Annotated in this window: 16 protein-coding genes and 1 riboswitch; of the genes, 5 read left to right on the forward strand and 11 right to left on the reverse strand. The window is 61.0% G+C overall.

Annotation, left to right across the window (positions count from 1 at the left end):
* Positions 1–89: 89 nt before the first annotated feature.
* Complete coding sequence (locus tag ACTJJ6_RS14795) at positions 90–860, forward strand: DedA family protein (RefSeq protein ID WP_016929111.1); 771 nt, start codon at positions 90–92, stop codon at positions 858–860.
* Positions 861–888: 28 nt separating this feature from the next.
* Here ACTJJ6_RS14795 and ilvN read toward each other — a convergent pair whose 3' ends face one another.
* From ilvN to sgrR, 7 genes are all read right to left on the reverse strand, one after another.
* Complete coding sequence (gene ilvN / locus ACTJJ6_RS14800) at positions 889–1182, reverse strand: acetolactate synthase small subunit (RefSeq protein ID WP_016929110.1); 294 nt, start codon at positions 1180–1182, stop codon at positions 889–891.
* A gap of 3 nt (positions 1183–1185) precedes the next feature.
* On the reverse strand, positions 1186–2880 hold the full coding sequence (ilvB, locus tag ACTJJ6_RS14805) for an acetolactate synthase large subunit (RefSeq protein WP_028127860.1): 1695 nt from the start codon (positions 2878–2880) through the stop codon (positions 1186–1188).
* A 111-nt stretch (positions 2881–2991) separates the two neighbouring features.
* Positions 2992–3105 (reverse strand): ilvB operon leader peptide IvbL, encoded by a 114-nt coding sequence (gene ivbL / locus ACTJJ6_RS14810; protein WP_154747116.1) that lies wholly within the window; start codon positions 3103–3105, stop codon positions 2992–2994.
* 88 nt (positions 3106–3193) lie between these two features.
* Positions 3194–3898, reverse strand: coding sequence for a thiamine ABC transporter ATP-binding protein ThiQ (gene thiQ, locus ACTJJ6_RS14815; RefSeq protein ID WP_079450076.1), 705 nt, complete (start codon positions 3896–3898; stop codon positions 3194–3196).
* On the reverse strand, positions 3885–5492 hold the full coding sequence (thiP, locus tag ACTJJ6_RS14820) for a thiamine/thiamine pyrophosphate ABC transporter permease ThiP (protein WP_033641246.1): 1608 nt from the start codon (positions 5490–5492) through the stop codon (positions 3885–3887). The genes thiQ and thiP overlap by 14 nt, the downstream gene beginning before the upstream one ends.
* Positions 5468–6454, reverse strand: a complete 987-nt coding sequence (gene thiB / locus ACTJJ6_RS14825) for a thiamine ABC transporter substrate binding subunit (RefSeq protein WP_440802705.1) — start codon at positions 6452–6454, stop codon at positions 5468–5470. Before thiB ends, thiP begins: the two co-directional genes overlap by 25 nt.
* Positions 6455–6511: 57 nt before the next feature.
* Positions 6512–6630, reverse strand: a riboswitch (TPP riboswitch).
* Between the two features lie 37 nt (positions 6631–6667).
* On the reverse strand, positions 6668–8329 hold the full coding sequence (gene sgrR, locus ACTJJ6_RS14830) for an HTH-type transcriptional regulator SgrR (protein WP_143779163.1): 1662 nt from the start codon (positions 8327–8329) through the stop codon (positions 6668–6670).
* A gap of 90 nt (positions 8330–8419) precedes the next feature.
* Between sgrR and sgrT the strand changes: the two genes are divergently transcribed.
* The 3 genes from sgrT (at position 8420) to ACTJJ6_RS14845 (ending at position 11561) form a co-directional block, all read left to right on the forward strand.
* On the forward strand, positions 8420–8593 hold the full coding sequence (gene sgrT / locus ACTJJ6_RS14835; RefSeq protein ID WP_075205914.1) for a glucose uptake inhibitor SgrT: 174 nt from the start codon (positions 8420–8422) through the stop codon (positions 8591–8593).
* A 154-nt stretch (positions 8594–8747) separates the two neighbouring features.
* Positions 8748–9944: an MFS transporter gene (locus tag ACTJJ6_RS14840; protein ID WP_151254338.1), complete on the forward strand. Its 1197-nt coding sequence runs from the start codon at positions 8748–8750 to the stop codon at positions 9942–9944.
* 144 nt (positions 9945–10088) lie between these two features.
* A complete protein-coding gene (locus ACTJJ6_RS14845) occupies positions 10089–11561 on the forward strand; it encodes a DASS family sodium-coupled anion symporter (protein ID WP_164053329.1) in 1473 nt (490 codons plus the stop codon).
* Positions 11562–11598: 37 nt separating this feature from the next.
* On the opposite strand, the gene leuD is transcribed toward ACTJJ6_RS14845, so the two are convergent.
* The 4 genes from leuD to leuA are packed head-to-tail and all read right to left on the reverse strand — an operon-like array spanning position 11599 to position 16281.
* Entirely contained in the window at positions 11599–12201 is a 603-nt protein-coding gene (leuD, locus tag ACTJJ6_RS14850; protein ID WP_004932829.1) for a 3-isopropylmalate dehydratase small subunit, read from the reverse strand.
* Between the two features lie 9 nt (positions 12202–12210).
* On the reverse strand, positions 12211–13611 hold the full coding sequence (leuC, locus tag ACTJJ6_RS14855; protein WP_033637093.1) for a 3-isopropylmalate dehydratase large subunit: 1401 nt from the start codon (positions 13609–13611) through the stop codon (positions 12211–12213).
* Position 13612: 1 nt separating this feature from the next.
* Positions 13613–14704 (reverse strand): 3-isopropylmalate dehydrogenase, encoded by a 1092-nt coding sequence (gene leuB, locus ACTJJ6_RS14860; protein WP_239044241.1) that lies wholly within the window; start codon positions 14702–14704, stop codon positions 13613–13615.
* A gap of 2 nt (positions 14705–14706) precedes the next feature.
* Complete coding sequence (gene leuA / locus ACTJJ6_RS14865) at positions 14707–16281, reverse strand: 2-isopropylmalate synthase (RefSeq protein WP_016929098.1); 1575 nt, start codon at positions 16279–16281, stop codon at positions 14707–14709.
* Positions 16282–17155: 874 nt separating this feature from the next.
* Between leuA and leuO the strand changes: the two genes are divergently transcribed.
* Positions 17156–18103 (forward strand): transcriptional regulator LeuO, encoded by a 948-nt coding sequence (gene leuO / locus ACTJJ6_RS14870; RefSeq protein WP_016929097.1) that lies wholly within the window; start codon positions 17156–17158, stop codon positions 18101–18103.
* The last annotated feature ends 114 nt before the right edge of the window (positions 18104–18217 follow it).

Consider the following 18217-nt stretch of genomic DNA (forward strand, 5'->3'; position numbering starts at 1 on the left):
AATACGCATACAATTCATCGATTGACTCGTCAGCGGCGGCGCTGGAAAATCCTCCGCCCCGTTTGGCCCGAATAATCCGCAGAGGTGTAATGGAAGCCTATTTACAAGATTTGATCACCCAGTCACTGGCTTTCACCCTGATGGTCGTCCTGCTGGTCGCTTTTCTGGAGTCGCTGGCGCTGGTGGGGCTGTTGCTGCCCGGCACGGTGATGATGGCCAGCATCGGCGCGCTGATCGGCAGCGGCAAGGTGGACTTTTACTACGCCTGGGCGGCGGGCATCGTCGGCTGTCTGCTCGGCGACTGGATCTCTTATTTCGTCGGCCGCGCGTTCAAGGGGCCTTTACACCGTTGGTCATTCCTGAAGAAGAACAAGGCGCTGCTCGACAAAACCGAGCATGCCTTGCACCAGCACAGCATGGCGACCATTCTGATCGGCCGCTTCGTCGGCCCGACGCGCCCGCTGGTGCCAATGGTGGCCGGCATGCTCGATTTACCGCCGTACAAGTTCGCGCTGCCGAACATCATCGGTTGCCTGACCTGGCCGCCGGTTTATTTCTTCCCCGGCATTCTGGCGGGCGTGGCGATCGATATTCCCGCCGGCGCCGACAGCGCGATGTTCAAGTGGCTGCTGCTCGCGGCGGCGCTGCTGGTCTGGCTGGCGGTATGGTTGAGCTGGCGTTGGTGGCGTGAGGGTAAGCGCAACGCCGATCGACTGAGCCGTTGGCTGACGCCGCTGCGGCTGCGCGTGGTTTGCGGATTGAGTTGGCTGGCGGCGCTGGCGGTCGGTTATGCGCTGAGTCAGCAGCCGCTGATGCCGGTGTATCGCCACCTGCTGTGGCAGGTGTTGTCGGGTCAATGACCAAAGGGGGCGAAAGCCCCCGTTCGCCTTATTGGAAGAACGCTTCCAACTGTTCAAATACCCGCACGTCTTCGCTGTGGCGCTTCACCTGCAGCACGTCTTCCAGCTTTTCCACCTGGCTGATCATTTGCTCCAGCCGCTGATCGTCGGCGACCAATAGCCAAATGCGGCTCTGCTGGCCGTCCTTTAGCGGCAGACACAGAATGCCTTCGACGTTGAACGCGCGGCGGGCGAACAGCCCGCAAACGTGCGACATCACGCCGGGATGGTTACGCACTGCCAGCTCCAGGATCACTTGGGGTTTATCTTGTGGTTGCAGCATGGCTTATTCTCCAATCATGTCGATGTTGGCGGCGCCCGGCGGCACCATCGGGAATACTTTTTCGTTGATATCGATCAGCGCGTGGATCAGGCAGGGGCCCGGGCGTTGGATCGCCTCGGCCAGCGCCGCCTGCGGATCTTCCGCGGCGTTCAGATCGCAGGTATCCAGCCCGAATCCGGCGGCGATCTTCAGGAAGTCGGTGCGCTTCGGGTAGGCGGCGGCGAAGATGCGCTGCTGGTAGAACAGGGTTTGCTGCTGGTGCACCAGCCCCAGCGCCTGGTTGTTCATCAAAATGATTTTCACGTCCAGATTGTGCTCGACCGCGGTGGCCATTTCCTGAATGTTCATCATCAGGCTGCCGTCGCCGGAGAAGCACAGCACTTTGCGCTCGGGCTCCGCCAGCGCTGCGCCGATAGCCGCCGGCAGACCGAAGCCCATGGTGCCCAGACCGCCCGACGTCAGCCACTGGCGCGGCCGGCTCAGCGGATAGGCTTGCGCCACCCACATCTGATGCTGGCCTACGTCGGTGGTGATGATGGCGCTGTCGTCCACACAGCGCGCGGCGGCCAGCACCAGGCCGTAATGGCTCAGCGGATCGTCGGCGTTCGGCATGTTGAACGGGAATTCGCGTTTCAGGTCATTGACGGTGTTCAGCCATGCGCTGCGCGGCTGCGTGTCGATCTGCGGCAGCAGCTGGCGCAGCACCTGGCCGACGTCGGCATGGATCGCCACGTTGGCCTGTTTGACCTTGCCCAGCTCGGCGCGGTCGATATCCACATGAATGATGGCGGCGTTAGGGCAGAACTGCTCGGTTTTGCCGATCGCCCGATCGTCGAAGCGCGCGCCCAGCACGATCAGCAGATCGGCTTCCTGCAGAATGAAGTTGGTGCTGCGTGCCGCGTGCATGCCCAGCATGCCCAGCGACAGCGGGTGTTCCACCGGCATCGCGCCCAGCGCCATCAGCGTCATGGTGGTGGGCAGACCGGCGCGTTCGGCCAGTTCCACCGCTTGCCGGTGGGCGTCGGCGCAGATGATGCCGCCGCCCAGGTAGAGGATCGGGCGTTTCGCCTGATTGATCATCGCGGCCGCTTGCGAAACCAGCGCCGGATCGAAGCTTGGAGCGGCGTCCGGCACGGCGATCGGCGGCAGCTCTTCCAGCGTGATGGTGGCGGTTTGCACGTCTTTCGGCACATCGATCCAGACCGGTCCGGGGCGGCCGGACTCGGCGATACGGAAGGCGTCGCCAATCACCTGCGGCAGTTCACGGATATCGCGCACCAGATGGTTGTGCTTGGTGATCGGGATGGAAATGCCGTAGGTATCCACTTCCTGGAAGGCGTCGGTGCCGATCATCGAGGAGGGCACCTGACCGGTGATGCACACCAGCGGAATGGAGTCGAGCTTGGCGTCGGCGATGGCGGTGACCAGGTTGGTGGCGCCCGGCCCGCTGGAGGCGATGCACACCGCCGCCTTGCCGTTGGCGCGCGCCATGCCTTGCGCCATAAAGCCCGCGCCCTGTTCGTGGCGCGCCAGCACGTGGTGAATGCGGGTGCTTTGGCTCAGCGCGTCATACAGCGGCAGCGCGGCGCCGCCGGGAATGCCGGCGACGGTGGTAATGCCCTGACGCTCCAGCAGATGAACGATCAATTGTGCGCCGGTGAAGCGGGTACTCGGTTGAGGCGTGCCCGAAGTTGCCATGTTCCTGTCCTTTCTCAAGGCCGGTGAGCTTTGCTGGGCAGGGTGCTAAAACAAGAAACCCCGCCCGGTTTGCGCCGGCGGGGTTTGGGAATCGATGCGTTGATTCGGACCCTACGGCGCATTGCCGACGACCACCACCACACGCACGACGACCACCGCGGCTGGTAGCGCGGTAACTAGTAGGGTCGAAGTCAGCGAGGATGCGATCACAGGGAACCTTATCATCAGTAAAAAAAGTCAGGTTTTTATAAAAACACAGGCGCAAAATTCGCACAACAGGTTTATTGGCGCAGCATAAAAAACGCGCGTCAGATCACGCTTTGCCCGAAATGCCCAGCACGCGCGCTTCGGGCGCGCTGCCGTCCATCAGGGCCTGCGTCGTGCCGTCGTAATAGATGCGGCCGTCGACCACCAGCAGCGTGCGCGGCGCGATGCGTGCGGCGTCGTCGAGGTTGTGCGACACCATCAGCAGCGTCAGGTTGCGCTGTTCGCATACCGTTTGCAGCAGCTGCAGCATCTCGTTGCGCAGCGCCGGATCGAGCGCCGAGAAGGGTTCGTCGAGCAACAGGATCGGCCGTTGGCGAATCAAACAGCGCGCCAGCGCGGCGCGCTGACGCTGGCCGCCGGAAAGTTGCGACGGCAGGCGCTCCAGGTGCTCTTCCAGGCCGACCTGACGGGCGATGTGCTCCCGCTGTTGGCGCTGTTGTTCAGTCAAGCGCAGACCGGGATCCAACCCCAGCCCGATGTTCTGCGCCACCGTCAGGTGCGCGAACAGGTTGTTCTCCTGAAACAGCATCGACACCGGCCGCTTGGCCGGCGGGGTGGCGGTGTGGTCTTCGCCGTTCAGCAGCAGCCGGCCGCTGGCCGCCGGCAGAAAACCGGCGATCAGGCTCAGCAAGGTGCTTTTACCGGCGCCGCTGGGGCCGAGCACCGCGACGCGCTCGCCCGGCTGGATGCGCAGATCAAAGCGCATCGGCAGGTGTTCATACAGGTAGGTCAGTTTTTCAAGCGTCAGCATGGCGGCCCGGTAAGCGTTCAATCAGGGTAAACAACAGGAAGCACAGCAGCAGCAACAGCAGCGCGGTCACCGCCCCGTCGTTGCTGCGGTAGGCGCCAATCTGCTGATACAGGTAAAAAGGCAGGGTACGGAAATGCTCGTTGCCAAACAAGGCGACCACGCCGAAGTCGCCGATCGACAGCACGCAGGCGAAGGCCAGCGCCTGCGCCAGCGGGCGGCGCAGGGCGCGCAGCTCAATCAGCCGCAGCCGTTGCCAGCCGCGGATATCCAGCGACAGGCACAGCGGATTGTAACGTTCGGCGAGGTCGCGCATCGGGTTCTCCAACACCTTTAGCGCGTAGGGCACCGCCATCAGCGCATTGGTGAGGATCACCAGCGCATAGGGCGACTGCGGCAACCCAATTGTATCGCTCAGCAGCAGGAAGAAGCCGGTGGCCAGCACGATGCCCGGCATCGCCAGGATCACCATGCCGCTCAGCTCCAGCGCCTGGCCGCCGTGCAGCTGCTGCCGCAGTTTCAGCTCGCGGCTGCTCCACAGCAGCATCATCGTGAGCGCCACGCACAGCAGCCCGGCGCCGAGGGCGATGCGCAGCGACGTGAACAGCGCCTGCCACAGCACCGGCTGGCGCAGCACGCTGACAATGGCCTGATTGGCGCCGTCGGCGATCACCGCCAGCAGAGGCGGCAGCAGCAGCAGCAGGGCGGCGGCGATCAGCAGAAAATCGCTGATGCGCCGCCACAGGCTGTCTTCCGGATTGCGCCAGCGCTGGGCGTGGGTATGCCCCACCGGCAATGCCTGGCTCAGGCGCTGACTGATCAACACCAGCCCGAGACAACAGCCCAGCTGGATCAGCGCCAGCATGGCGGCACGCCCCAGATCGTAGTCGTAACTCAGCGCCTGGTAGATCGCCAGTTCGATGGTGGTGGCCTGCGGCCCGCCGCCCAGCGACAGCACGGTGGCGAAGCTGGCAAAGCACAGCATGAAGATCAGCGCGCCGCTCGGCAGGATCTGGCGACGCAGCGCCGGCCATTCGACGAAACGGAACTGCTGCCAGCCGTTCATCCCCAGTTGGGCGGCCAGCTGGCGCTGCTCCACCGGAATGTTCTCCAGCGCCTGCAGCAACAGGCGGGTGGCCAGCGGCAGGTTAAAGAACAGGTGCGCCAGTAGAATGCCCTGCAGCCCGTAGGGCGAGAAGCCATACTCGACGCCCAGCCAGCCGCACAGCGTCGCCAGCCAGCCCTGGCGCCCATAGACGCTGAGCAGGCCGAACACCGCCACCAGCACCGGCAGCACCAGCGTCATGGCGCACAGCCGCAGCAGCAGCTGCCGGCCGGGGAAACGGCGGCGATAGAGCGCACGCGCCAGCAGAACGGCGGGCAGCACCGAAATCAGCGCCGACAACAGCGCCTGCCAGAAGGTGAAGCGCACCACGTGCCACAGGTAACTGTCCTGCCACAGGCCGCGCCAGTCGCTGTCCGGCGCGTGACGCCACAGTGAGCCCATCGCCAGTGCGGCGACCAGCAGGATCACGCCGGCGGCCAGCAGCCCCGGCCAGAGCCAGCGGGGGATCAGCGGCTGACGGCGGTTTGCCATGCCCGGATCCAACCGCCGCGTTGTTTGGCCACCTCTTCGGCGCTGTATTGCAGCGCGGTCTGCGGCACGTTCATCTGCTCAAAACCGACGGGCAGCGGGGTGTTGATCACCGGGTACATCCAGTTGCCGGTCGGGATGGTGTTCTGGAATGCCGGCGTCACCATGAACTGCATGAAGCGCTCGGCCAGCTCAGGCTGTTTGGCGGCTTTCAGCTTGCCCGCCACTTCCACCTGCAGGTAGTGGCCTTCGCTGAACGTGGCGGCGGCGTAAAGGTCTTTTTTCTCTTCGATCAGGTGATAGGCCGGAGACGTGGTGTAGCTGAGCACCAGGTCGCCTTCGCCTTTCAGGAACAGGCCGTAGGCCTCGCTCCAGCCTTTGGTGACGGTGACGGTCTTCTTCGCCAGCTGCTGCCAGGCGGCCGGCGCCTTGTCGCCATACACTTTTTGCATCCACAGCAGCAGGCCGAGCCCCGGCGTGCTGGTGCGCGGATCTTCGTAGATCACTTTCCAGTTGCGGTCGCCGCTGACCAGCTCCTGCAGGCTTTTCGGCGGGTTCTTCAGTTTTTCTTTGTTGTAGACGAAGGCGAAGTACCCGTAGTCGTAAGGCACGAAGGTCGCGTCCTGCCAGCCGCCCGGCACCGTCAGCTTGGCGGTGTCGACGCCGCTCGGCGCGAACAGGCCGGTTTGCTGCGCCGCCTGCAGCAGGTTGTTGTCCAGCCCCAGCACCACGTCGGCGGCGCTGTTTTTGCCTTCCATGCGCAGGCGGTTCAGCAGCGAGACGCCGTCTTCCAGCGCGACGAACTTCAGTTCACAGCCGCATTCGGCTTCGAAGGCTTTTTTCACCGCCGGACCAGGGCCCCAGTCGGCGGCGAAGGAATCGTAGGTGTAAACCGTCAGCGTCGGCTTGGCGAACGCCGGCGCGGCGCACAGCAGCAAGAAGCAGGGCAGATATTTTTTGACCACGTTGCACTCCTGAAAAATAAGGGGGCAAGGGCATCTGAGGGGGCGAGGCGGCGTCGCCGGTTCGCTGGGCTCAAATCCCTCCGCCGGTATTGACCGGATCAGGTTCGACGGGTGTGCTCTCAGCGGAAAATCGGGCTTATTAGGCGGCCCGGCTCTCCGCACCCCGTTGAGACGGCGCTATTGTAAAGATTAACCGACTTGGGCGAAAGGCGCTTATGTCTCCGGCGGGGCAAACCAGGCGGACTTGAAGTCGAACCAGCCGAGGGTGTTCATCCGCACGCCGCGCATGCTGCGCTGGCCGTGCAGCTGCAGCCAGTGGTGGAACAGCGGATGCAGCTGGTGGTTGCTGACCAGACGCTGGCAGAACTCCGCCAGCGGCAAGCGGTTGGCGCGCCACAGCGCCGCGTCCTGCGCCAGATCTTCGTTCATGCAGTGCTGCATCAGCGGCAGTTCGTACAGCGTGGCGAACAGCGAAAACTCCAGCGGCAGATAGAAGTTGGCGCTGCCGAGCCACAGATCGCTGCGCGCGTCGCCCTGGTGCCAGGTGGCGTAATCCACGCTTTGCACGATCAGGCGGATGCCGTGCTGCGCCAGCAGCGGTTCAATCGCCTGGCGAATGGCGTGAAACTCCGAATGCTCATTGAAGTGGGTCATCGTCAGTTCGGTCAACCCCGCCGGTTTGGGCTGCTGCGCCAGAGCGCGGTTGTGGTGCCAGCGGGGCAGCAGGCCGTACGCCGGCGACCAGTAGCGCTGGTAGAGCGGCCCGGCGCGGCTCAGCAGCGAAATGGGGTTGATCAATTCGCACAGCCAGCTGCGAATGGCGGGGTCGGCGGCCAGCGGGGAGCGCTGATCGAACAGCAAGAAATAACAGCCCTCTTCCAGTCGGCTTTCCAGTTCGTTTTTGCCGGTTTCATCGCCCTGCAGCTGCACGCCGGAGTGCACCAGCTCTTCGGAGAACTCCGGCAGCACCCAGATGTTCACCTCGTCGATCAGCGCCCGGTAGCCGAAATAGTCGTCGAAGGCGTGGATCTTCATCTGGCTGGGAAGATTGCGCACCACGCGGTAGGGGCCGGTGCCGACCGGATGGCGGGCGAAATCCGGCAGTTCGCGCCATTCACGCGGCAGGATCATGGCCTGCACGCTGCCCAACAGCCAGGGCAGCCAGTGGTCGGGGCTGTGCAGATGCACGTCGATAATGAACGGCGTCGGCGAGGTGACGCTTTCGATATGCGAGAACAGCGGTTGCGAGGTCAGACGCGAAAGCGAGCTGATGACGTCCGCCATCTCCAGCTCGCGGCCGTGATGAAAATGGATCGCCGGGCGCAGGTAAAACCGCCAGTGCAAGGGCGTCAGCGCCTGCCAATGGTGGGACAGATCGGACTCCAGTTCCCCGTTTTCCTCATTTATGCGCGTCAGGCCGTTGAAGATCTGACGCGCCAAATGGGTCTCGGAACGCCGCAGCGCCGAGCCGGGCAGCAGGTTGTACAACTGCCGGTAGTAGAGCACCCGCAGGATGTGCTTCCCCTGGCGGAAGCTGCGCCCCAGCTGCGACAGCAGCATCTGGCGCACCACGTTTTTGTCGCCCACCAGTTGCACCAGCTGATCGATGCGATCCTGTTCCAGCAACTCCTCGGCCCGCTGTTGCTGCAGCGCCAGGCCGGTGTAGTGGAAGGTTAGCCGCGAACGCTTGCCGCGCCCCGACTCCGCCTGCCAGGTGAGCCAGCCTTCCCGCTGCATGGCGCTCAGCAGGGAACGCACGTGGCGCCGCGAGCAGCTGAGCACCTCCGCCAGATCCTGCAGCGTGGTGTCGGTGGTTTCACCGTGGCAGCGCTGCCACAGGCGGATGAACTGCTGCTGCAATCTGGACGTCGACATAAAAGAGGAACACTCCCGCTTCAACTCGTCAATTTTTCTTTCCCTATATTACGCCGATAATTTTCATCAATGAAAGGGGAGGACGTAATCATGAAAGCTTTCTTATCCAAACCGTTCTATCAGCGCTATTTCCGCGCGGTGCGCCGCCAGCGCGCCGACTGGCTGAGCGTGGTGCCCGAACAGGCACGGCTGGCGATGCTGGCGCACCTGACGCAATGGGACATTAAAGAGATGACCGATAAGCAGTATCGCGAGCACCTGTAGGGGCTGCGGCAACAAGTTTCTGAGTAATGGTGCTGTTTCACCAGCCAGTGGGGCGACCCACTGGTTTTTTTATGCGCGGTCATGGCGATGCGCTTGCTTTTTCCTCGCCGTGGCCTAAGGTTCTTTCTTCTGCTTTGAGGTCAGGGAAGACAATATGCAACGCCTGAGCCGGTTGTCACTGCGCATTAACCCCATCTTCGCCGCCTTCCTGCTGATCGCTTTTCTCTCCGGCATCGCCGGCGCGTTGCTGACGCCGACGCTCAGTCTGTTTCTGACCACCGAAGTCAAAGTGCGGCCGCTGTGGGTCGGGCTGTTTTACACCGCCAACGCGTTGGCCGGCATCGTGGTCAGCTTCCTGCTGGCCAAACGTTCCGATACCCGCGGCGATCGGCGCAGGTTGATCCTGCTGTGTTGCCTGATGGCGGTCGGCAACTGCCTGCTGTTCGCCTTTAACCGCGACTACCTGACGCTGATCACCGCCGGGGTGCTGATGTCCGCCGTTGCCAACACCGCCATGCCGCAGATTTTCGCGTTGGCGCGGGAATACGCCGACAGCGAGGCGCGTGAAGTGGTGATGTTCAGCTCGGTGATGCGCGCCCAGCTTTCGCTGGCGTGGGTGATCGGCCCGCCGCTGTCGTTTGCGCTGGCGCTGAACTACGGGTTCACCGTGATGTTCCTGATCGCCGCCGCCACCTTCGCGGTTTGCGTGCTGCTGGTGGGATTTATGCTGCCTTCGGTGCCGCGTGCGGCGGAGAATGGGGGGCTGCAGGGCGGGATGTCTGCGCCGATCGCGCCCGCCAGCGCCTGGCGCAATCGCGATGTGCGGCTGCTGTTCATCGCTTCGATGCTGATGTGGACCTGCAATACCTTGTATATCATCGATATGCCGCTGTATATCACCGCCGATCTCGGGTTGCCGGAAGGGCTGGCCGGGGTGCTGATGGGCACTGCCGCCGGGTTGGAAATCCCGGCAATGCTGCTGGCCGGTTATTACGTCAAACGCTTCGGCAAGCGCAACATGATGCTGCTGGCGGTGGCGGCGGGCGTGCTGTTTTATCTCGGGCTGACGGTGTTGGCGACCAAGCCGGCCCTGATCGCGCTGCAACTGCTTAACGCGGTGTTTATCGGCATCGTCGCCGGTATCGGCATGCTCTATTTTCAGGATTTGATGCCGGGCCGGCCGGGCGCCGCCACCACGCTGTTCACCAACAGCATCTCTACCGGGGTGATCCTGGCCGGGGTGCTGCAGGGCGCGCTGGTGGAGAATTTCGGTCATGGTTCGGTGTATTGGATGGCGGCGCTGCTGGCGCTGGCGGCGCTCGGGATGAGCGCCAAAGTGCGTGAAGTGTGAGGTTAAACGACGGCATTCTTGATGCAAGTCATTGAGAAGGCTAAGCCGGACGCTCAAGCTGAAGGCATATGGCGCGCGATCGCTGCGCCCACGCCCATCTCGCTATTGAGATGCCGCCCTGTCGTTTAGAACAGTGGGAACGTTATGGATAAACTCACACCGCTCAAACCGCTTCCTTCCCTGTGCGCCCTTGGCGCCACGCTGATTATCTGGTTCCTCATTCCCGTGCCGGAGGGCGTTGCGCCCAACGCCTGGCAACTGCTGGCGCTGTTTATCGGCACCATCATCGCCATCATCGGCAAGGCGATGCCGATCGGCGCGGTTTCGGTGATCGCCATCGCTCTGGTGGCGGTGACCGGCGTCACCAATCCGGGCAAGCCGGGCGCCGCGCTGGACGATGCGCTCAGCGGCTTCTCCAACCAGCTGATCTGGCTGATCGGCTTTTCGATCATGATTTCCCTCAGCCTGAACAAAACCGGGCTGGGCGCGCGCATCGGCTATTACTTTATTTCGCTGTTCGGCAAGAAGACGCTGGGCATCGCTTACGCGCTGACGCTGGCGGAAACCACGCTGGCGCCGGTGACGCCGAGCAACACCGCGCGCGGCGGCGGCATCATTCACCCGATCATGAAGTCGATCGCCGACAGCTTCGGCTCCAAACCCGAGCTCAATACCTCCGGCAAAATCGGCCGCTACCTGTCGTTGGTAAACTACAACATCAACCCGATCACCTCGGCGATGTTTATCACCGCCACCGCGCCTAACCCGTTGATCGTCAGCCTGATCGCCAAAGGCACCCATGGCAGCTTCGAGCTGTCCTGGTCGATGTGGGCGATTGCCGCCCTGGTACCTGGGCTGTGTTCGCTGCTCGTGATGCCGCTGGTCATCTACCTGCTGTATCCGCCGGAGGTGAAAAGCACCCCGGACGCGCCGCGCTTCGCGCGCGAAAAACTGCAGGCGTTGGGGCCGGTGACGCTGCCGGAAAAAATTACCCTCGGGGTGTTCGCGCTGTTGCTGATACTGTGGGCCGGCATTCCGGCGATGATCTTCGGCCCGGCGCTGGCGGTCAATCCCACCACCGCGGCGCTGATCGGCCTGGCGGTGTTGCTGGCCACTGGCGTGCTGAGCTGGGAGGATGTGCTGAAGCATAAAGGGGCCTGGGACACCGTGGTGTGGTTCTCGGCGCTGGTGATGATGGCCAGTTTCCTCGGCAAGCTGGGGCTGATCGGCTGGCTGTCGCAGACCGTGGGCAACGGCATTGACCATATGGGTATGAGCTGGGTGGGCGGTACGATCTTGCTGACTCTCATCTACTTGTATTCGCACTATTTCTTCGCCAGCACCACCGCGCACGTGACGGCGATGTTCGCCGCCTTCTTCGCCGCCGGCATCGCGCTTGGCGCGCCACCGGCGCTGCTGGGCCTGATCCTGGCGTTCTCTTCTTCGCTGATGATGTCGCTGACCCATTACGGCACCGGCACCGCGCCGATCGTCTTTGGCTCCGGCTATGTGACGCTGGGGGAGTGGTGGAAAGCGGGATGGGTGATGAGCGTGGTTAACCTACTGATCTGGATGCTGATCGGCGGGGCATGGTGGAAGCTGCTGGGCTACTGGTGAGGAAAAAATTCACCCGCCGGGCGGCGGGTGAAGGGGATTAATTCAGAAATGCCGGCTGCTGCGCTTCGTAGCGGGAGATGTCCGCTTCGTGCTGCAGCGTCAGGCCGATGCTGTCCAGCCCGTTGATCATGCAGTGGCGGCGGAAGCTGTCGATTTCGAACGGATAGCTTTTGCCGCCGGCGTTGACCGTCTGGTTCTCCAGATCCACCACGAACTCCGTCCCTTCGTTGGCGTCTACCAGTTTGAACAGCTCATCCACCTGCTGCTCGCTCAGCGTTACCGGCAACAGCTGGTTGTTAAATGAGTTGCCGTAGAAGATATCGGCGAAGCTCGGCGCGATCACCACTTTGAACCCGTAGTCGGTCAGCGCCCAAGGGGCGTGTTCGCGCGAGGAGCCGCAGCCGAAGTTCTCCCGCGCCAACAGGATGCTGGCGCCTTTATAGCGCGGTTTGTTCAGCACGAACGCCGGGTTCGGTTGCTGGCCGGCATCGTCGAGGAAGCGCCAGTCGTTGAACAGGTGCTGGCCGAAACCGGTGCGGGTGACCTTCTGTAAAAACTGTTTGGGAATAATGGCGTCGGTGTCGACGTTGGCCGCATCCAAAGGCACCACTAAGCCGGTATGTTGAGTAAATTTAGCCACGTTAGCCCCTTAGTGAATATCACGGATGTCGGCGAAGTGACCGGCGACGGCGGCCGCGGCGGCCATCGCCGGGCTGACCAGGTGGGTGCGCCCGCCGCGGCCCTGACGCCCTTCGAAGTTACGGTTGCTGGTGGACGCGCAGCGCTCGCCTGGATTCAGACGGTCGTTGTTCATCGCCAGACACATTGAGCAACCCGGCAAACGCCATTCGAAACCGGCTTCGATAAAGATTTTGTCCAACCCTTCGGCTTCCGCCTGGGCCTTCACCGGGCCGGAGCCCGGCACCACGATGGCCTGCACGCCGCTGGCGACCTTGCGCCCTTTGGCGATAGCTGCCGCCGCGCGCAGATCTTCGATGCGTGAGTTGGTGCAGGAGCCGATGAACACTTTGTCGATCGGCACGTCGGTCAATTTGATGCCCGGCTTCAAATCCATGTAGGCCAGCGCTTTCTCGGCGGAGGCGCGCTCGACCGGATCGCTGAACGATTCCGGCGCCGGGATCGCCTGATTGACGGCGATCACTTGGCCGGGATTGGTGCCCCAGGTGACCTGTGGCGCGATCTCTTCGGCGCGCAGCGTCACCACGGTATCGAACTGGGCGTCGGCGTCGGACTTCAGCGTGCGCCAATAGGCGACCGCCTGCTCCCAGTTTTCGCCGGTTGGCGCAAACTGACGCCCCTTCAGGTAGGCGAAGGTGGTGTCATCCGGTGCGACCAGCCCGGCCTTGGCGCCCATTTCGATCGCCATGTTGCACAGGGTCATGCGGCCTTCCATGCTCAATGCCTCGATCGCCTTGCCGCAGAACTCAACCACGTGGCCGGTGCCGCCGGCGCTGCCGGTTTTGCCGATCACCGCCAGCACGATGTCTTTGGCGGTGATGCCCTCGGCGGCGTCGCCGGTGACTTCAATCTTCATGGTTTTGGCGCGGCCCTGTTTCAGGGTCTGGGTCGCCAGCACGTGTTCCACTTCGGAAGTGCCGATGCCGAACGCCAGCGAGCCGAAAGCGCCGTGGGTGGCGGTGTGCGAGTCGCCGCAGACGATGGTCATGCCCGGCAGCGTCATGCCTTGCTCAGGCCCGATCACGTGCACGATGCCCTGGAACGGGTGATTCAGGTCATACAGCGAAACGCCGAATTCCGCGCAGTTCTTGATCAACTCCTGCATCTGGATGCGCGCCATTTCGCCGCTGGCGTTGATGTCTTTGGTTTGGGTCGACACGTTGTGATCCATGGTGGCGAAGGTTTTGCCGGGCTGGCGCACCTTGCGGCCCATGGCGCGCAGGCCGTCGAATGCCTGCGGCGAGGTGACTTCGTGCACCAGGTGACGGTCGATATACAGCAACGGCGTTTCGTTCGGCGCTTCGTGCACCACGTGGGCGTCGTACAGCTTCTGGTATAAGGTCTTGGCCATGTTATGCCCCCTGAGCTACAAAGCGGGCGATGATGTCGCCCATTTCATCGGTGCTGACGGCTTTGCCGTCACCGGCCAGATCGGCGGTGCGGTAGCCCTGTTCCAGCGCCTGGTTGATGGCGCGCTCCACGGCGTCGGCCGCTTCATCGGCGCCCAGGCTGTAACGCAGCAGCAGGGTGGCGGACAGGATCTGCGCAATCGGGTTGGCGATGCCTTTGCCTGCAATATCCGGCGCGGAACCGCCCGCCGGTTCGTACAGGCCGAAGCCTTGCTCATTCAGGCTGGCGGACGGCAGCATGCCCATCGAGCCGGTGATCATCGCGCACTCGTCGGACAGAATGTCGCCGAACAGATTGGAGCACAGCAGCACGTCGAACTGGGACGGATCCTTGATCAACTGCATGGTGGCGTTGTCGATATACATGTGCGACAGCGATACGTCCGGGTAATCCTTGGCGACCTGATTGACCACTTCACGCCACAGAATGGAGCTTTGCAGCACGTTGGCCTTGTCGATCGACGTCACTTTGTGGCGGCGCTTGCGGGCGGATTCGAAGGCGATGCGCGCGATGCGTTCAATCTCGAAACGGTGATACACCTCGGTATCGAAGGCGCGTTCCTGCATGCCCTGGCCTTCGCGGCCCTTCGGCTGGCCGAAATAGATGCCGCCGGTCAATTCGCGCACGCACAGAATGTCGAAGCCGCGGGCGGCGATGTCGGCGCGCAGCGGGCAGAATGCCTCCAACCCTTGATACAGGCGCGCCGGGCGCAGGTTGCTGAACAGTTTGAAGTGCTTGCGCAGCGGCAACAGCGCGCCGCGTTCCGGCTGCTCGGCCGGCGGCAGGTGTTCCCATTTCGGGCCGCCCACCGAGCCGAACAAGATGGCGTCGGCCTGCTCGCAGCCGGCGACGGTCGCCGTCGGCAACGGACTGCCGTGGCGATCGATGGCGATGCCGCCGACGTCGTACTCGGCGGTGGTGATGCGAATGTCAAAGCGTTGACGCACCGCGTCCAACACTTTGCGCGCCTGAGCCATTACTTCCGGGCCGATGCCGTCTCCGGGCAAGACGGCAATGTGATAAGTCTTCGTCATGTTCACACCGTTTCCTGATTATTTTGATGTTTGTTTTGCTGCAGGCGCTGCTTTTCTTTTTCTACCTGCTGTGAGCGCCAAATATTGTTCAACACGTGCACCATCGCCTTGGCGGAGGATTCGACGATGTCGGTCGCCAGACCCACGCCGTGGAAGCGGCGGCCGTTGTAAGAGACCACGATATCCACCTGGCCCAGCGCGTCGCGGCCATGGCCCTTGGCGGTCAACTGGTACTTCACCAGCTCGATCGGGTAGTCGGTGATGCGATTTATCGCCTGATAGACCGCATCGACCGGGCCGTTGCCGGTGGCGGCTTCGGCTTTCTCTTCGCCGCCGCAGATCAGTTTCACCGAGGCGGTGGCCATGATGCTGCTGCCGGACTGCACGCTGAAGTAACCCAGGCTGAAGTGCTCCGGCTCTTCCTGCTGTTTGTTGATGAAGGCCAGCGCCTCCAGATCGTAGTCGAATACCTGGCCCTTTTTGTCGGCCAGCTTCAGGAAGGCGGCGTACAGGCTATCCAGGTTGTAATCCTGTTCCTGGTAGCCCATCTCTTCCATGCGGTGTTTCACCGCCGCGCGGCCGGAGCGGGAGGTCAGGTTCAACTGCACGTCTTTCAGGCCGATCGACTGCGGGGTCATGATTTCGTAGTTTTCGCGGTTCTTCAGCACGCCGTCCTGGTGAATGCCGGAGGAGTGGGCGAAGGCATTGGAGCCGACGATCGCCTTGTTGGCCGGGATCGGCATGTTGCACAGCTGGCTGACGATCTGGCTGGTGCGGAAGATTTCCTGGTGATTGATGTTGGTGTGCACGTTCATGATGTCCTGGCGCACTTTAATCGCCATGATTACTTCTTCCAGCGAACAGTTGCCGGCGCGTTCACCAATGCCGTTCAGGGTGCCTTCCACCTGGCGGGCGCCGGCCTGCACCGCGGCGATGGAGTTGCCGACCGCCATGCCCAAATCGTCGTGGCAGTGCACGGAGATGATGGCTTTGTCGATGTTCGGCACGCGGTCATACAGGGTAGTGATGATGCCGCCGAACTGGTTTGGCGTGGTGTAGCCGACGGTGTCCGGGATATTGATGGTGGTGGCGCCGGCGTTGATGGCGGCTTCAACCACGCGACACAGATTGTCGATCGGCGTGCGGCCGGCGTCTTCACAGGAGAACTCCACGTCGTCGGTGTAGTTGCGGGCGCGTTTTACCGAGCGCACCGCCATCTCCAGCACTTCGTCGAACGAGCGCTTCAGCTTCGATTCGATGTGCAGGGTCGAGGTGGCCAGGAATACGTGGATGCGGAACGCTTCGGCGACGCGCAGCGCTTCGGCGGCCACGTCAATGTCTTTGTCCACGCAGCGGGCCAGGCCGCAGACGCGGCTGTTCTTGATCTGGCGCGCGATGGTTTGCACCGACTCGAAGTCGCCCGGCGAAGAGACCGGGAAGCCGACTTCCATCACGTCAACGCCCATTCTTTCCAGCGCCAGCGCAATCTGAATCTTCTCTTTTACGCTCAGGCTGGCCTGCAGCGCCTGCTCGCCATCACGCAGCGTGGTATCGAAAATAATGACTTGTTGGCTCATCGGTGCATTCCTTATCGTGTTGATTTCACGCTAAGCGGGCAAAAAAAAACCCGCGCAGTAGCGCGGGTTTCTTATGGGTGATCGGCTGAGTCAGCTCCGAACTTCGTCCATAGGCATACCGCGCAAACAAGATGCGTTAAGTAGTAGGCCTAGTAGACGGTGAGTACGGATCATAAGGGTTCAGCTTCTCTTAAATTGGGTGTCTGCCTAATTTGATACGTGATTGGCCTGGCGATGTCAACACCTGATTGAATGCGGGGACAATGCATCAGCCCATTAGCTAAACAGAGGATCATTCGGCAAAAAAACGACGCCTTAGAGAAAAAAATGGGACCAGTTTGCGTGCTGCTTAGCATAAACGAATCGAATATATACTGCGCTAATTGCTTCTGGATTTCGTTGCGTTAAGATTTGTGATGAAAAAAACAAGAGGGATTAATCACGGGGAGCAATGAAATAACATTTTCAATACAAATGGTTTAAATTGAACTCATATGAATAATTGATTGTTTTAGTCATAATATAACAAAATAATGCGTTTTTACACAAAGTGAGCGGTGTTTTTAGATGGTTTGATTGCTTATGATGTGTTTTTATAGTTTGTCTCATACAGTGCGGCGACGTTGTTCAATTGTATTAATCATTGTTGATACCTAATTATTAGTACTACCCAGGTGGCATTCTTCTCGCTGACGGGGGATGCTGCTGACATGTATTCCATATACGACTTATATCGTGTCGATAACACGAGGTTTTTTATCGGTTGATGACAGTAATGGCAGAATTTGTCGTGCAAAGATAAGACAATGCGGAGTTTCATTGTTTGTCGAGCATAAGGATTAGATTATCTACACAGGATTTAGTGGAGTGAAATATGGCTGAATATGATTCAGAAATCGCCATGGTCAAAGAGCCGGCGGACATTCATTTGCGCAGCGTCGATCTTAATTTACTGACGGTGTTTGACGCCGTGATGCAAATGCAAAATATTACGCGAGCCGCTAATTCGTTAGGGATGTCGCAGCCGGCGGTGAGCAATGCGGTAGCGCGCCTGAAGGTGATGTTCAACGACGAACTGTTCGTGCGCTGCGGGCGCGGGATCCAGCCCACCATGCGGGCCAGGCAGCTGTTCGGGCCGGTGCGGCAAGCGCTGCAGCTGGTGCAGAATGAGTTGCCGGGATCTGAGTTTGAGCCGCTGACCAGCACGCGAGCGTTCTCCCTGTCGCTGTGCAGCCCGCTCGATTTGCGTCTGGGCGCCGGGATAATTAATCACGTCAAACAGATAGCGCCGCAGCTTAACCTGCAAATAAAGTCATACATTAACAATAATATTGAACATCAATTGCGTTATCAGGACGTCGAGTTTGTCATCGGCTACAGCCGTTTCGAGTCGGCGGAGTTTCGCAGCCTGGCGATGTTCGACGACGAATTAGTGCTGGCGGTTGCGCAGGCGCACCCGAGAATAGGCGAGGAGGTGACGCCGGAGCACATGCTGGCCGAGCAGCATGCTGCGGTTTCCCTGGAAAGTTTTGGATCGTTCAGTAAACCTTTTTATTCAGACGAGCCGATGCTGCGTGCCGTGACGCAGCAGTGCACGGATCTTTACAGCGTGTTGAATATGGTGTCGCAAACGGAAATGGTGGCGATTGCGCCCGCCTGGTTGGTGCGACAGCTGACGGAGGCGTTGAAAATAAAGGCGGTTCCTTTATGTGGCAACGATAATAAAGCCACCTGCTACCTATCCTGGCATGAATCTTCAGAGCGGGATAAAGGCCACCAGTGGATGAAATCTGTCCTGATTGAGGCGGGTAACCCAAAGTAAAGCGATAAAGATGGGAGCCATATAAAGATAATATTCAACTGAGCGTTTTTTTCTCATGATAAAAACTAAGAACTATCTGTGTTTTTATTAAGATATTTCTTGGTTTTGCGGCGA

Origin of the sequence: Serratia sp. 22278, assembly GCF_052045405.1 — a bacterium.
GTDB classification, from domain to species: Bacteria; Pseudomonadota; Gammaproteobacteria; order Enterobacterales; family Enterobacteriaceae; genus Serratia; species Serratia marcescens.